Origin of the sequence: Erwinia sp. JH02 (assembly GCF_013074405.1) — a bacterium.
GTDB lineage: Bacteria > Pseudomonadota > Gammaproteobacteria > Enterobacterales > Enterobacteriaceae > Erwinia > Erwinia rhapontici.
In genome coordinates this window covers 671,966-685,716 of the sequence record NZ_JABANZ010000001.1, presented here as the reverse complement: position 1 = coordinate 685,716, position 13,751 = coordinate 671,966, and the positions used below count along the sequence as shown (strand labels likewise).

Here is a 13,751-nt window from a genome sequence, read left to right as displayed (position 1 = left end):
CATGGCCTGAGGCACAACATGACCATCGACACCCCTCTGCCCGCATTGCTGAATATCAGCAACGTCAGCAAATCTTTTCCCGGCGTCCGGGCGCTGGATAATGTCTCGTTTGACCTTCGCCCTGGCGAAATCATGGCGCTACTGGGGGAGAACGGTGCAGGAAAGTCCACGTTGATCAAGGTACTGACTGGCGTCTATCAGCGCGATGCCGGGACCATCATGCTCGGCGGGCAGGCGATAAATCCCCGCAACACGGCAGAAGCCCAGCAGCTGGGAATTGGCACCGTCTACCAGGAAGTGAACCTGCTGCCAAATATGTCAGTCGCTGACAATCTGTTTATCGGCCGCGAGCCGAAACGCTTTGGTCTGATTGACCGTAAGACATTAAATCAGCGGGCGGTGAAGCTGATGGCCGACTACGGTTTTGAGCTGGATGTGACACGTCCCCTTGGACAGTACTCGGTGGCGATGCAGCAAATTATCGCCATCTGCCGCGCGGTGGATCTCTCGGCAAAAGTGCTGATCCTCGACGAGCCGACTGCCAGTCTGGATGCCAGTGAAGTCACCATGCTGTTCACACTGATGACGCAACTCAAAGAGAAAGGCATGAGCCTGATCTTTGTCACCCACTTCCTTGACCAGGTTTACCGCATTACCGACCGTATTACCGTGCTGCGTAACGGGCAGTTTATCGCCACACGCGATACCCGGACGCTGCCGCAAATAGAGCTGATCAAGCTGATGCTGGGGCGCGATCTGCTGGAAACCGCCTTACAGCGGGCTGGCAGCACGCTGAAAAGCAATCAGCCCGTGGTGGAATTTAAAGACTATGGCAAAAAAGGGACGATTGAACCCTTCAGCCTGAGCGTGCGTCCCGGGGAGGCTGTTGGGCTGGCTGGCCTGTTGGGGTCAGGACGGACGGAAACCGCTGAACTGTTGTTCGGCATTAAACGTGCTGACAGCGGCCGTGCCTTCATCAAAGGAAAACCGCAAACAATCCGTTCACCGGCCCAGGCATCGAAGCTTGGCATGGGCTTCTGTCCGGAAGATCGTAAAACCGACGGCATTATTGGTGCAGCATCGGTACGCGAAAATATCATCCTGGCGTTGCAGGCCCAGCGCGGCTGGCTGCGACCGATCCCCAAACGTGAGCAGCAACAGGTGGCTGACCGCTTTATCAAAAGCCTGGGGATCCGTACCCCGGACGCAGAGCAGCCGGTGGAATTGCTCTCCGGCGGTAACCAGCAGAAGGTTTTGCTGTCCCGCTGGCTGGTCACAAAGCCGCAGTTTCTGATTCTGGACGAACCCACGCGTGGCATTGATGTGGGTGCCCACGCAGAGATTATCCGCCTGATTGAGACGCTCTGTGCCGACGGCCTGGCGCTGCTGGTGATTTCGTCGGAGCTGGAGGAACTGGTCGGATACGCTGACCGCGTGGTGATCCTGCGCGACCGCCAGCAGGTGGCGGAAATACCACTGGAGCAACTGTCCGTTGCGGCCATTGTTAACGCGATTGCCGCAGGAGGGGAGCAACATGCCTGAATCGCATCTGATGGCGGGGAAACCACCGATGTTAAAACGAAAACTACCACCGGGATTACCGCAGATTGGCGCACTGCTGCTGGTGCTGATTATTGACAGTCTGGTGGCAAACAACTTTTTTGCTGTCCATCTGCAGGACGGACGACTGTTCGGTAGCCCGATTGATATTCTCAACCGCGCCGCCCCCGTCGCGATCCTGGCTATCGGTATGACGCTGGTGATCGCCACCGGGGGCATCGATCTGTCGGTGGGTGCCGTGATGGCGATTGCAGGCGCAACGGCGGCCACGCTGACCGTGGCCGGGCACAGTATTCCGGTGATTATTCTGGTCACGCTGGGCAGCGGCATTCTGTGTGGATTATGGAATGGGGTGCTGGTGGCGTTGCTTAAGATCCAACCGTTTGTGGCCACATTAATCCTGATGGTGGCGGGGCGCGGTATCGCGCAGCTGATCACCCAGGGGCAAATTGTCACCTTCGACAGTGATGCGCTGGCGCGGCTCGGCAGCGGGACACTGCTGCTGTTGCCCGTTCCGGTTTGGATCACGCTGACCCTCGCACTGCTGGTGTGGTTGCTGACGCGAAAAACAGCGCTGGGGATGTTTATTGAAGCGGTGGGGATCAACCTGCGTGCGGCGCGCAATGCGGGCGTCAACGGCTGGCTGGTGGTGATGAGCACCTATATTCTCAGCGGGCTGTGTGCCGCGGTGGCCGGGCTGATTGTGGCGGCGGATATTCGCGGTGCCGATGCCAACAACGCCGGATTGTGGCTGGAGCTGGACGCGATTCTGGCGGTGGTGATTGGTGGTGCATCTCTGATGGGCGGGCGATTTAATCTTCTGTTGTCGCTGATTGGCGCGCTGATCATTCAGGCCATGAACACCGGTATTCTGCTTTCCGGTTTCCCGCCAGAACTGAATCAGGTGGTGAAAGCGGTGGTGGTGATGCTGGTTCTGTTGCTGCAATCCCCGCGCTTTATTCAACTGTTTAAACGAGGGCACCGCCGTGATTAAACGTCATCTGCCATTAATGATCACCCTGCTGGTGTTTGTGGCGGGGTATCTGTTCTGTCTGAGCCAGTTTCCGGGGTTTGCTTCAACAAGGGTGATCGCCAATATTCTCACGGACAACGCCTTCCTCGGTATTATTGCCGTTGGCATGACCTTTGTGATCCTCTCTGGCGGTATTGACCTGTCGGTGGGCGCGGTGATCGCCTTTACCGGGGTGTTCCTTGCCCGTTTGATTGGTGATTTCCATGTCGACCCGTGGCTGGCCTTTGCGCTGGTGATGTCGCTGGGGACGGCGTTCGGTGCCTTTATGGGCTGGCTCATTGATGCCCTGAAAATCCCGGCGTTTATTATCACGCTGGCCGGGATGTTTTTCCTGCGCGGCTGTAGCTATCTGGTGGCTGAAAGTTCATTACCGATCGATCACCCACTGTATGCCACGCTCTCATCCATGGCGTGGAAGATCCCGGGGGGCGGGCGCCTGAGTTTGCTGGCGGTGATTATGCTGGTGGTGGTGGCGTTCGGTATCCTGCTGGCGCACCGCAGCCGTTTTGGTAATCAGGTCTACGCCATTGGCGGCAACGCCACCTCTGCACAGCTGATGGGGATTTCCACCCGCAGCACCACGGTGCGGATCTATATGCTGTCATCGGGTCTGGCGACGCTGGCAGGCATTGTATTCTCCATTTATACCTCGGCGGGTTATGCGCTGGCAGGAATGGGCGTGGAGCTGGACGCCATCGCCTCGGTGGTGATCGGCGGCACGCTGCTGTCGGGGGGTGTCGGCACGGTACTGGGGACGCTGTTTGGCGTGCTGATCCAGGGGCTGATTCAGACCTGGATTAACTTCGACGGCACATTGAGTTCATGGTGGACGAAGATTGCCATCGGCGTGCTGCTGTTTGCGTTTATTGCGCTGCAACGGCTGCTGACGGTGATGTGGGATCGGCAGCAGAATGCGCCGGTGAAGCGATTAAGTTAAGTTCACAACTCATAACCTCAAGGGCGGGCCTTCTTATGCGGTCCGCCAGTCGCCGCCGCCCTTTGCGGCAGGCGCTGCGTCCACTGCGTGGATGCCTTCGCAAGCGCGGTTCACTTCACGTAGGGGCAGACCCTTTTTTCCGGTTTGCCCGTGATGTTGAGCAGGGGCCTTACCCGGTTTTACGGGGAGATCATCTAAATATGTCTTGCCAGTGATCTGGCAAGACAGTGTCTACGTGATGAGGTTAAAAATCATCCTGTTGCAGGTAGCACCAGGCGTACTGCGCATAAAGTTCGGCCCCGGTCACCATCACATCTTCATCGATATTAAAACGGCCGTGGTGGTGCGCCCAGTCGGTGCCTTTCTCGGCATTGCCACAGCCGAGCAGGGCAAAACAGCCGGGGATATTTTCCATAAAGAAGCTGAAATCCTCACCACCGGTGGTCGGTTTCTCGTCAAACAGCACCCCGGCCCCAAACGCATCGCTGATCACGGACTGTGCCAGTAGCGCACTGCGTGCCTCGTTAATCACCGGCAGTGTGCCGTAGGTGTACTCAACCTGCGCTGTTGCACCATAGATTGCCGCCGTATGCTGCGCATAACGCTCAATCGCCGCTTTAAGACGTTCACGGGTGTCGACGTCAAAGCAGCGCACCGTGCCATCGAGAACCGCATTTTCGGCGATAACGTTAAAACGTGTGCCCACTTCCATACGCCCGATGGTCACCACGGCGGACGCCAGCGCGGACGTTTCCCGCGCCACAATGGCCTGCAGATTCATCACAAACGATGAGGCCACCACCGCCGCGTCAATACAGGCTTCCGGCATCGAACCGTGGCCACCGCGCCCTTTAAACGTGACTTTCAGCAGGTCGGCGGAAGCAAAGGATGAACCGACGTTGCAGGACACTTTACCAGAGGCAGTGGTCGTCCAGATATGCATGCCAAAAACGTTATCAACGCCGTCCACCGCGCCCTGTTTCACCATGGCACGTGCACCCTGGGCGATCTCTTCTGCAGGCTGGAAAATCAGTCGTACATTACCGCGCAAACGGGTGCGATGCTCCTGTAATGCTCTGGCTGCCGTCAGCAGCATTGCGGTGTGGGCATCATGCCCGCAGGCGTGCATTTTACCGTCGGTCAAGGATTTATAGCTGAGTGAGTCGCTGAGCTCCTGCACTGGCAGCGCATCCATGTCGGCGCGCAGGGCAACAGTTTTACCCGATTTACCCCCACGGATCTCGGCAATGATCCCGGTCGGTTGCGTGCGGCGATAGTCGATGCCCATTTCATCCAGCAGAGCGGCCACCGTATTGGTGGTGCGTACTTCTTCCCATGGCAGTTCCGGGTGGGCATGCAGGTCGCGGCGCAGGGCGATCATCGCGTCAACATGCGCATGGACGGATTTTTTAATATCGTGATTAATCACTGTTTAGCTTCCTTGTTGGTTTTTTATGCAGGAATAATATACGCCACCATGACACCGGCCATCACCACGGACACCATGGTCACGGAGATAAATCCACCGACCAGCATCGGGGCCAGCATGTGCTGCATCAGCACCTCGCGCTCATTTTCATCGCGGGTCAGGGCGGTAATGGCTTCATGGGTAATAATATAGTCTGCCGGGAAACCGTACATTGAGGTCAGGGCGATGGCGAAGGCCATCTCGGTGCTGACGCCCAGCAGCTTACCCACCACCCAGCAGACGATAAACATGCCGATAACCGCAGTGGCGATCAGCACCAGCATGGGCAACAGCAGGCGCAATAACATCTCCGGCGTCGCGCGGTTCAGCGTATCAAAGATAAACAGCATCAGCCCCATCACCGCAAAGCCAAAACCGTTGGCTTTCTGTAATGGCTGCTTCTCTAAAAAGCCTAGCGTGGTCGCCACCACGCCAAACAGCAGGCACAGGACAAACGGGCTGACGGAGATGACTGGCGCCAGCCAGCCAGACACCCGATACGCCAGATAGCCGACGGCCGCCAGGCGCAGGAATTTAAAGTAGCTGGTGTTGTAATGGGCTGGAAAGCGTTTAAACAGGCGTGGCATGACATCCGCTGACGGGTGCGCTGTCACCGCAGGCGTCTCTGCTGTCACGACTGCCTGAGGCCACGCCCCGCTGCGGTACAGGCTCAGCACTCGCTTGCCCTCGCGTTGCAGCATAATGGCGGTTAGCGGATAACCGGCAAAGCCCTGCATCACGTAGATCAGAATGGCGAATACCGACAAATCGACCAGACCCGCACTGGCCGCGCCTTTCGACATAATAATTGCCGAAACGATACCGCCAACCAGTGGCGGGATAGTGACGATAGCCGTATTAAAATCGAACAGTAGCAGGCAGACGCCAAAGACTGTGACAAAAATACCGGCGATACCGGCCAGAGAAATAACAATCGTCTTCCACTGACGGATCAACTCCGGCACGGACAGCAGCGTGCCCATATTGGTGATCAGCAGATACATCAGCATCACCGCTACCACCGGCGTGATCCCGGCAACGCTGACAATATCTTTGGGGAAAAAAGTCCAGTAACCGATTAAAAACAGTACCGCGCAGACAAAGACGGAAGGCACCCACGCTTTCGTTCTGACTGAAACCAGATCACCGAGATATAGAATAGAAATAATCAGTAAAAGAGCGAGCATTTGCGACATGAACCACTTCCATTTGAATAATTATCAGAATAATTCCTCTGACCGAGGCGCGAATGACGATGTGATTAAAACTCAATGAAATCATGGAGTTTCCAGCTTCGGGGTTTCATAGTAAGCGGAATGCAGCCGTGCTGACCAGCAGAGATTGAAATAAAGTGAAAGGCGGTGGAAACAGGAAGGCACGACGGTGGGACGGGAGGGGCGGACCTCTTGCGGTCCGCCTGATATCTCCCTGAACCCGTGGGATTAACGCTGATTCAAACGGTAGTACGCTTCGTTCCAGCGCAGGGCATCGCGGAACCCGTGCAGCGTTGTCTCCTCATCAATCACCAGCACCTCAATTCCGTGCAGTTCAGCATAGAGGCGCATATCTTCCACCGTCAGCGCCTGGCTGAACACCGTATGGTGTGCACCGCCGCCGAGGATCCAGGCTTCAGACGCTGTCGCCAGCGAAGGCTGCGCACGCCACAGTGCACGGGCCACCGGAAGCTTAGGCAGGGCCTGCGGCTGTTCAATCGCATCCACCACATTCACCAGCAGGCGGAAACGGTCGCCCATATCTATCACACTGGCGTTCACCGCGCGCCCGGCAGGGGCAGAGAAGATCAAGCGGGCCGGATCGGCTTTGCCACCTATACCCAGCGGCTGCACATCCAGCAGCGGTTTGGCTTCGCGTGCAATGGTCGGGCAGACTTCAAGCATATGGGAACCCAGCACCAGATCGTTACCCGGTGCGAAGTGATAGGTGTAATCCTCCATAAACGAGGTGCCGCCCGGTAAATCCCCTGCCATCACCTTGAACACATGCAGCAGTGCAGCGGTTTTCCAGTCACCTTCACCGGCAAAACCATAGCCTTGCTGCATCAGGCGCTGAACCGCCAGACCTGGCAACTGCGTCATGCCATGCAGGGTCTGGAAATTCGTGGTAAACGCACGGCAGCCTTCATCGTCCAGGAAGCGCTTGATCCCCAGCTCAATACGGGCAGCATCCAGCACATTCTGGCGCTTATTACCGTTTACCGCTGCCGCCGCGCTGAACTCATAGCTGCTTTCATACTCGTCGATTAGTGTGTTCACATCGCCGTCGCTGACCTGGTTGATCACGTCCACCAGATCGCCCACGCCCCAGCCATTGACCGCATAGCCGAACTGGATCTGTGCCGCGACTTTATCGCCTTCGGTCACCGCGACTTCACGCATATTGTCGCCAAAGCGCGCCACTTTGAGCTGCTGGCTGGCGAGCAGGGCGGCGGCACCGCGCATCCATTGGCCGATACGCTGCTGGGAACGCTCGTCCTGCCAGTGTCCGGTCACCACCTGATGCGGCAGGCGCATACGCGCGCCAATAAAGCCGAACTCACGCCCGCCGTGTGCGGTCTGGTTCAGGTTCATAAAGTCCATATCCATCGTGTCCCACGGGATTTCCGCATTGAACTGGGTATGGAACTGCAACAACGGTTTATTCAGGATCGACAGGCCGCCAATCCACATTTTTGCCGGAGAGAAAGTATGCAGCCAGGTGATAATGCCCAGGCAGCTTTGATCGTGATTAGCCTCGCGGCACAGCGACAGCGCTTCATCAGGGGTTTTCACCAGCGGTTTAAGGACCAGCGGGAAGGGCAGTTTACCCGCCCGGTTTAAGCCATCCACCACCTGCTGTCCGTGCTGCTCCACCTGGCGCAGGGTTTCCGCACCGTACAGATGCTGTGTACCAATCACAAACCATACGCTACGGGCGTTTAACTGTGTCATAAAACGATTCCTTAACTGACTGATGAAGGTTGTGGGGCAAACTGCGGTTCCGCCAGTTCACACCATTCAAGATAACGTTGATAAAGCTGCTGGAAGCGGGCAACGCGCATCGGGTCCGGTTGCAGGGTTTGTTCCAGCGGGCTGGCCATCTGCGCCTGTGCTGCGGGGATATCCGCATACACGCCAGCGGCCACCGCAGCAAAAATCGCTGCACCAAGGGCACAGCACTCATCGGAGGCGACAATATCCAGTGGACGGTTCATCACATCGCAACACACCTGCATGATGGTTGGTGATTTGCGGGCAATCCCACCCAGCGCGAGGATTTGCTGTACCGGAATATCCTGCTGTTCGAAACACTCCATAATGGCGCGCGCGCCAAATGCGGTCGCCGCAATAAACCCGCCAAACAGCGTTGGGGCATCGGTGCCCAGATTCAGATCGGTGATCACGCCTTTCAGGCGCTGGTTGGCAAAGGGGGTACGACGACCGTTAAACCAGTCGAGTACCACCGGAAGATGGTCGAGCTGTGGGTCAGCCGCCCAGGCGGCGGTCAGCTGTTCCAGCAGGCTGTGCTGGATCGCTTCCAGCTGCGGCTGCAGGTCGGGGTGCAGCGTGGCCGCCTGCACTAACGGCCAGCTCAGCAGGCGGCCAAACCAGGCATACATATCGCCAAAGGCTGACTGTCCGGCCTCCAGGCCAATCATGCCCGGTACCACGCTGCCGTCCACCTGGCCGCAGATGCCTTTAATCGCCCGGTCAGCCACGCGATCCGCATCGGCAATCAGAATGTCGCAGGTGGAAGTGCCAATGACTTTCACCAGGGTATAAGGCTGTGCGCCTGCGCCCACCGCGCCCATATGGCAGTCAAATGCCCCGCCGGACAGCACGACATGGTCTGGCAGACCAAGACGTTCGGCCCATTCGGCGCTCAGCTTGCCGACAGGCACATCGGCGGTCCAGGTCTCGGTGAACATCGGGTGATCGAGATCGGCCGTGAGCAACGGATCGAGAGCATTAAGGAATTTCGCTTCCGGCAGTCCCTGCCATAAAGGGTGCCAGAGGGATTTATGACCGGCAGCACAGCGGCCACGCTTCAGCTCGGCAGGGGCGGTAGTGCCGCTGAGCAGGGCGGGTACCCAGTCGCACAGTTCCACCCAGGAAACGGCGGCCTCACGTACCGCCGCATCGTTGCGGCTGATGTGCAGGATCTTGGCCCAGAACCATTCGGACGAATAGATACCGCCGATAAAGCGCGAGTAATCCTGATAGTCACCGCTGTGGCACAGCCGGGTAATAGCTTCGGCTTCTTCAATCGCGGTGTGATCTTTCCACAGCACGAACATCGCATTGGGGTTGTCTGCAAACTCCGGGCGCAGCGCCAGCACGCGGCCTTCACGATCGACAGGGGCGGGGGTGGAACCGGTGGAGTCCACGCCAATACCCACCACGTTAAGGCGCTGCTCAGGGGTTAATTTAGTGACAACGTCACGAATGGCCTGTTCCAGGGCATCAATATAGTCCTGCGGATGGTGACGGAACTGATTGTTCGCCGGGTTGCAGAATCGCCCGGCCTTCCAGCGAGGATAGGCAACCACGTGCTTGTGCAGCTCACGACCACTGGCGCAATCGACCGCCAGCGCCCTGACCGAGTCGCTGCCGAAATCCAGACCGAGGGTAATCGCACCCTTATGCATAGTTGTTCTCCGTTATGTTCAGAAGAGGCTCTTTTACTGTTCCTCTATCCTGGAAACATCGCGGCGGAGTGGTTAGGTGCGGCTGGCTGCAAATATGCACTTTTCTGTCATGCAGGGTGGGAATGTGATGGGCTTCAAATGTTGCCTGTCGGTTAAATTGGCTGAATAGATGGACAAAACGACTGTAATTTCAGGGTGTGATAGCGCTCTACATATTTCCCTTTACTTGCGGGTAAAACTAGCGCACTACCGCCACTGTTAAGTTGTCAGTGCTCAGGTAAGGTCTTGTTTAAATGCTTTTAATTTTTTCAACAACCGATTGTTACCGTTTACACAATCCCGCCCTGAGCGGGCACTGAGCCGGAGAGCCTCATGCACAAATTCACTAAAGCGCTGGCCGCGATTGGCCTCGCAGCCGTTATGTCACAATCCGCTATGGCGGAAACCATGAAGCTGGGTTTCCTGGTGAAACAACCGGAAGAACCCTGGTTTCAGACTGAATGGAAATTTGCCGATAAGGCCGGTAAAGATCTCGGCTTCGAGGTGATCAAAATCGCTGTGCCGGATGGTGAAAAAACCCTGAATGCTATCGACAGTCTGGCGGCCAGCGGCGCGAAAGGGTTTGTTATCTGTACACCTGATCCCAAACTCGGCTCTGCCATTGTGGCCAAAGCACGCAGTTATGGCCTGAAAGTGATCGCGGTGGATGACCAGTTTGTGACCGCGAAAGGCAAACCGATGGACACCGTACCGCTGGTGATGATGGCTGCCACCAAAATTGGCGAACGTCAGGGCCAGGAACTGTACAAAGAGATGCAGAAACGCGGCTGGGATGTGAAAGACACCGCGGTGATGGCGATCACCGCCAATGAGCTGGACACCGCCCGCCGCCGTACCGGTGGCTCTATTGATGCCCTGAAAACAGCCGGATTCCCGGAAAAACAGATTTACCAGATCCCCACCAAATCTAACGATATCCCCGGCGCCTTTGATGCCGGTAACTCCCTGCTGGTTCAGCATCCTGAAGTGAAGAACTGGCTGATTGTTGGCATGAACGATAACACCGTACTGGGTGGCGTCCGTGCGACCGAAGGTCAGGGCTTTAAAGCGCCGAATGTGATTGGGATTGGCATTAACGGTGTGGATGCAGTGAGTGAACTGTCGAAAGGCCAGGCGACCGGATTCTATGGTTCGCTGCTGCCAAGCCCGGATGTCCACGGTTATCGCAGTATCCAGATGCTGCATGACTGGGTGACGAAAGATATCGAGCCTGCCAAATTTACCGAAGTGACCGATGTGGTGCTGATCACCCGCGACAACTTCAAAGCAGAACTGGCGAAAAAAGGCCTGATGTAATCCGTGGCAGCGGGTCGGGCATGCCCGACCCCTACATAACACATGACCGCTGGGGTAAGGGATGCCCGCCCCTGCAAAACACATGACCGCAGGGGTGAGGGATGCCCGCCCCTGCATAACACACGACCGCAGGGGTGAGGGATGCCCGCCCCTGCATAACACACGACCGTAGGGGCGAGGCATGCCTCGCCCGGATGCCTCCACCCAAAAATGCAGGAGACACCATGACTTCGCAACCACCGTACCTCAGCTTTCACGGCATCAGCAAAACCTTCCCGGGCGTGAAGGCGCTACAGGACATCAGTTTTGACTGTTATGCAGGACAAGTGCATGCCCTGATGGGGGAAAACGGCGCCGGGAAATCAACGCTGCTCAAAATTCTCAGCGGAAGCTATCAGGCCAGCGGCGGTGAGATTCGCCTGCAGGGCCAGCCAGTTAATTTTCAAAACACCACCGATGCGCTCAATGCCGGGGTGGCGATTATTTATCAGGAACTCCATCTGGTGCCGGAAATGTCGGTGGCAGAAAATATCTTTTTAGGCCAGTTGCCACAACGTGCCGGGCTGGTCAATCGCTCCCGCCTGCGCTCAGAAGCCGCGCGTCAGCTCAAAATCCTCGGTATGGATATTGACCCGGATATGCCGCTGAAATACCTCTCTCTCGGGCAGTGGCAGATGGTGGAAATTGCCAAAGCGTTAACGCGTAATGCGCAGGTTATCGCCTTTGATGAGCCGACCAGCTCGCTCTCGGCGCGTGAAATTGATCAGCTGTTCCGCGTGATCCGCCAGCTGCGTGCCGACGGCCGCGTGGTGCTGTATGTCTCCCATCGCATGGAGGAGATTTTTGCCCTCAGCGATGCCATCACGGTGTTTAAAGATGGCCGCTACGTACGTACCTTTACCGATATGGTCACCACCGGAAACGACGAACTGGTGCAGGCGATGGTGGGGCGTGAAATTGGTGATATCTACGGTTACCGACCACGCGCGCAGGGCGATGTGAGACTGAAGCTGGACAATGTGCATGCCAAAGGCGTGCGCAGTCCGGTATCGTTCAGCGTGCGTGCAGGGGAAATTGTCGGGCTGTTTGGCCTGGTGGGGGCCGGGCGCAGTGAGTTGATGAAAGGGTTGTTTGGTGCCACGCGTCTGACCAGCGGTGAACTGTGGCTGGATGGTAAAAAACTCCAGATTAATGAGCCGATTGAAGCCATTCGCGCCGGTATTATGCTCTGCCCGGAGGACCGCAAGGCCGATGGCATCATCCCGGTACATTCCGTGCGCGACAACATCAATATCAGCGCCAGGCGTAATAACCTCAAGGCAGGTTGTCTGATCAACAACAGCTGGGAAGCCAGTAATGCCGGAGTGCATATCCGCTCGCTCAATATCAAAACCCCGTCGGCAGACCAGCTGATTATGAATCTGTCCGGGGGCAATCAACAGAAGGCGATCCTCGGTCGATGGCTGTCCGAAGAGATGAAAGTCATCCTGCTGGATGAACCCACGCGCGGCATTGACGTCGGCGCGAAAAACGAAATTTATCAGCTGATTTACGCCCTGGCCGACCAGGGTATTGCGGTGCTGTTTGCCTCCAGTGACCTGCCCGAAGTGATGGGGCTGGCTGACCGTATTCTGGTGATGCGCGAAGGCGAAATCGCCGGAGAGCTGGACCATAACGACGCCACTGAAGCCCTGACGCTGAGTCTGGCGATGCCAAAAACCGCCAAACCTGCCACACACGTGGCCTGACTATGCAGGAGAAATCTATGTCAACGACCTCATCTGTTACACCCGCTGCCCCATCGCGCTTCAGTCTGAGCCGCGTGTGGGACAACTTCGGCATGCTGGTGGTGTTTGCCGCGCTGTTTATTGCCTGCATGGTGTTTGTGCCGAATTTTGGTTCCCTTATCAATATGAAAGGCTTAGGGCTGGCGATGTCGATGTCCGGCATGGTGGCCTGCGGTATGCTGTTCTGCCTGGCGTCCGGCGACTTTGACCTGTCGGTGGCCTCGGTGATTGCCTGTGCCGGTGTCGTCTGCGCGGTGGTCATCAACATGACCGAAAGCCTGTGGATCGGCGTGATTGCCGGGCTGTTACTCGGCGTGGCCTGCGGCTTTGTGAACGGTTTCGTGATTGCCAAACTGAAAATCAACGCCTTGATCACCACGCTGGCCACGATGCAGATCGTGCGCGGGCTGGCGTATATCTTCTCCGACGGTAAAGCCGTGGGTATCGAAGACGAGCGCTTCTTCGCCCTGGGTTATGCCAGCTGGCTGGGCGTGCCGGCCCCGGTATGGTTGACCATTATTACCCTGGTATTGTTTGCTTTCCTGCTGAACAAAACCACCTTTGGGCGCAACACGCTGGCGATTGGTGGCAATGAAGAAGCCGCCCGTCTGGCCGGTGTGCCGGTGGTACGCACCCGTATCATCATCTTTATTCTTTCCGGCCTGGTGTCGGCAGCGGCGGGAATTATTCTGGCATCGCGTATGACCAGCGGCCAGCCGATGACCTCGCTGGGTTATGAACTGATTGTTATCTCAGCCTGTGTGCTCGGCGGCGTCTCCCTGAAGGGCGGTATTGGGAAAATTTCTTATGTGGTGGCCGGGGTTTTGATCCTCGGAACGGTGGAAAATGCGATGAATTTACTCAATATATCGCCTTTCTCACAGTACGTGGTACGTGGTCTGATATTGTTAGCAGCGGTGATTTTCGACCGTTACAAACAAAAAGCGAAAGCGGTCTGACAGGAG

The 13,751-nt window shown here is 56.9% G+C and carries 10 protein-coding genes; 6 read left to right on the top strand and 4 right to left on the bottom strand.

The window, feature by feature from the left end:
* The first annotated feature begins 18 nt into the window (after positions 1–18).
* From ytfR to yjfF, 3 genes are read left to right on the top strand one after another with little or no spacing between them, the layout of a single operon-like run.
* Positions 19–1,542 (top strand): galactofuranose ABC transporter, ATP-binding protein YtfR, encoded by a 1,524-nt coding sequence (gene ytfR / locus HHI26_RS03125; protein ID WP_133845183.1) that lies wholly within the window; start codon positions 19–21, stop codon positions 1,540–1,542.
* Positions 1,535–2,554 (top strand): galactofuranose ABC transporter, ATP-binding protein YtfT, encoded by a 1,020-nt coding sequence (gene ytfT, locus HHI26_RS03120; protein ID WP_133845181.1) that lies wholly within the window; start codon positions 1,535–1,537, stop codon positions 2,552–2,554. The genes ytfR and ytfT overlap by 8 nt, the downstream gene beginning before the upstream one ends.
* The gene (yjfF, locus tag HHI26_RS03115; protein ID WP_133845179.1) at positions 2,547–3,530 is read left to right on the top strand and encodes a galactofuranose ABC transporter, permease protein YjfF; all 984 of its coding nucleotides are present in this window, start codon (positions 2,547–2,549) and stop codon (positions 3,528–3,530) included. The genes ytfT and yjfF overlap by 8 nt, the downstream gene beginning before the upstream one ends.
* Positions 3,531–3,774: 244 nt before the next feature.
* On the opposite strand, the gene HHI26_RS03110 is transcribed toward yjfF, so the two are convergent.
* From HHI26_RS03110 to HHI26_RS03095, 4 genes are all read right to left on the bottom strand, one after another.
* The gene (locus HHI26_RS03110) at positions 3,775–4,911 is read right to left on the bottom strand and encodes an amidohydrolase (protein ID WP_171148689.1); all 1,137 of its coding nucleotides are present in this window, start codon (positions 4,909–4,911) and stop codon (positions 3,775–3,777) included.
* 71 nt (positions 4,912–4,982) lie between these two features.
* The gene (locus tag HHI26_RS03105; protein WP_133845176.1) at positions 4,983–6,194 is read right to left on the bottom strand and encodes a hypothetical protein; all 1,212 of its coding nucleotides are present in this window, start codon (positions 6,192–6,194) and stop codon (positions 4,983–4,985) included.
* A gap of 246 nt (positions 6,195–6,440) precedes the next feature.
* Positions 6,441–7,946, bottom strand: coding sequence for an L-arabinose isomerase (gene araA / locus HHI26_RS03100; protein ID WP_133845174.1), 1,506 nt, complete (start codon positions 7,944–7,946; stop codon positions 6,441–6,443).
* A gap of 11 nt (positions 7,947–7,957) precedes the next feature.
* Positions 7,958–9,643, bottom strand: a complete 1,686-nt coding sequence (locus HHI26_RS03095; protein WP_159337198.1) for a ribulokinase — start codon at positions 9,641–9,643, stop codon at positions 7,958–7,960.
* A gap of 372 nt (positions 9,644–10,015) precedes the next feature.
* On the opposite strand from HHI26_RS03095, the gene HHI26_RS03090 reads away from it, so the two are divergent.
* The 3 genes from HHI26_RS03090 to araH all read left to right on the top strand — a co-directional run bounded on the left by HHI26_RS03090 (position 10,016) and on the right by araH (position 13,745).
* The gene (locus tag HHI26_RS03090) at positions 10,016–10,999 is read left to right on the top strand and encodes an arabinose ABC transporter substrate-binding protein (RefSeq protein ID WP_133845170.1); all 984 of its coding nucleotides are present in this window, start codon (positions 10,016–10,018) and stop codon (positions 10,997–10,999) included.
* Positions 11,000–11,223: 224 nt separating this feature from the next.
* Positions 11,224–12,747, top strand: coding sequence for an L-arabinose ABC transporter ATP-binding protein AraG (gene araG, locus HHI26_RS03085; RefSeq protein WP_171148574.1), 1,524 nt, complete (start codon positions 11,224–11,226; stop codon positions 12,745–12,747).
* 17 nt (positions 12,748–12,764) lie between these two features.
* The gene (araH, locus tag HHI26_RS03080) at positions 12,765–13,745 is read left to right on the top strand and encodes an L-arabinose ABC transporter permease AraH (protein ID WP_133845166.1); all 981 of its coding nucleotides are present in this window, start codon (positions 12,765–12,767) and stop codon (positions 13,743–13,745) included.
* Positions 13,746–13,751 lie beyond the last annotated feature (6 nt).